Here is a 1,979-nt window from a genome sequence, read left to right on the forward strand (position 1 = left end):
ACCGTTTCCGACGGCGAAGGCGGCACCGACGAGGGCACCCTCACCCTCACCGTCGCATCCGTCAACGATGCGCCGGTGGCGAACAGCAACTATGCAATCACCGACCAGAATGCACAGGTAACTTTCGATGTGGTTGCAAATGACACCGATGTCGATGGAGACGAACTGACGCTAGCTTCAGTAGGCAATGCTGCCAACGGATCCGTCAGCTTCAGCGGCACTTCGGTAACCTATACGCCGAATGCAGATTTTTACGGGGTCGACACATTCACCTATACCATCTCCGACGGCCAGGGCGGCTCCGATACCGCAACCGCGGTTGTCGTTGTCGGACAAGACGTGACCACGCTGCCGGATGATGTGCCCGTTTCAATCATCTTCAATCCTGAAACCCCCGGAGACCCGCCCGGATCATTCCTGTTGGAAGTGATACCGACTTCATCAACGGCGATAAACTTGCTCATCGCCATGGATAGTTCCGGAAGTATCACGCAGAACGGCTGGAACGATCTTTTGAACTCAGTGTCATCAGCGCTCGACGGGCTGGCTGATCAGTTCGACGGCTCTGCAACCGAGGTCAACGTATTCCTCACATCCTACGCCGGCTCGGCCAGTACCATTGGGCCATTCAATCTTGTGGACGATCACGCCGACCTGATCACTCAACTGAACAGCCTGCCGTTCCTGGCGGGGTCAACCAGCTGGGAGTCAGCCTTCAAAGAAGCCAACAGTATTTTCAGCGGGCAGGGCCCAGATGACGCCAATATCATGTATTTCATTACTGACGGAAACCCGCTGCCGCACAAACAAAACTGGCGAGGAGCACTCGGGAATCTCAACGACAGCGTCCAAGTTGATATCGAGGCTTTTGCCATAGGGCCCAACGTCAACCTTTCGAACCTTGACTTCGTCGATTCAGACGGATCCGCGACTTCGGTCACGACACCCGCCGCTATCGCAGATGCGCTAGGTCAAACCCCTCTCTTCAATGCTCAATTGATCGACTTTTCTCTTTCACTCAATGTGGACGGTGTTGATCAGGGAGTAATTGCCGACGAGAATAGTAGCGCGCTGACGACCAGCGGCCTCAATTACTCGGTGGCGCTGCAAGACATTCCGAACATAGAAAATCTTCTGGGCTCTATAAACGTATTCTCTGCTACGGCAACTTTCGACTTGGACGGCGATACTGCCACGACCAGTGACCAGATCGATCTGTTTGCCGGCGGTGTCATCGAAATTGCATCATCAGTGGCAACCAACACACTCTCTGCAGCTTCGAACCTGAATGGTGAGGAACCGATCGAAGTGCCGTTTACGCTATCTGCCGCTTCGTTACCGGTTTACGATGAGGCAAACCTTTCCACCTCTGCTGCCGGAAAATCATCGCCGAATATTCAGCCGTTAGACATCTCAGACCTTCTGAATATGGCGTCACACCCTACGGATATGCTGACATCAAACAGCATGCTGGAAGGAACGAATGTTAGCCAGCCCAACCCGATCTCCGCTGTCAGTTCCCATCAATCAGGATTTGAATTGATTGGCCATGTTGGCTTGAATGGCTCTCTCGGTTTGGAGGAGGTTGCAACAACCGCGATGCCTACAACTTAGGTGTTTTGAGCGGTATATTCTTCGGCTCGTCGGAAACCTCATCCGTAGCAAACGCTATGAGCGGCCGATATAGGATTTTTTCCAACTTCATGACGAGTTGATCCGTGACTTAGCGTTAGAGCGTGTCGCGTTTAATCGGTTCTGTACCCTGTGGCCTGGAAGAAGTTGTAGCATTCCTCATCGGTGAACAGGTCGCACACATGACCGACTACCTGCCAAAGTTCATGGTAGGTTCGGGCGGCAGTCTTTCGGATCAGCGCCTTAAAGCGTTTCGGTTTTAACCTGAGATGTTGATTTCCACCCAGAAGTGAGCCGGGTTTTTCATCGAGAAGTGAGCCACCTCTGTTTATGGATTTCGGGTTATG

The 1,979-nt window shown here is 52.8% G+C and carries 1 protein-coding gene and 1 pseudogene; one reads left to right on the forward strand and one right to left on the reverse strand.

Translation table 11 applies throughout. The features are described from left to right. Nucleotides 1-1,614: Ig-like domain-containing protein (locus tag G0P99_RS17305; RefSeq protein ID WP_164131737.1), on the forward strand; the 1,614-nt coding region annotated here is incomplete at its 5' end. 131 nt (nt 1,615-1,745) lie between these two features. On the opposite strand, the pseudogene G0P99_RS24580 reads toward G0P99_RS17305, so the two are convergent. After that, nucleotides 1,746-1,979: pseudogene (locus G0P99_RS24580) on the reverse strand (hypothetical protein); the annotation flags it as partial.

It is taken from the genome of Ruegeria sp. PrR005 (assembly GCF_010500245.1).
In the GTDB taxonomy this organism is placed as follows: Bacteria; Pseudomonadota; Alphaproteobacteria; order Rhodobacterales; family Rhodobacteraceae; genus Ruegeria_B; species Ruegeria_B marisflavi.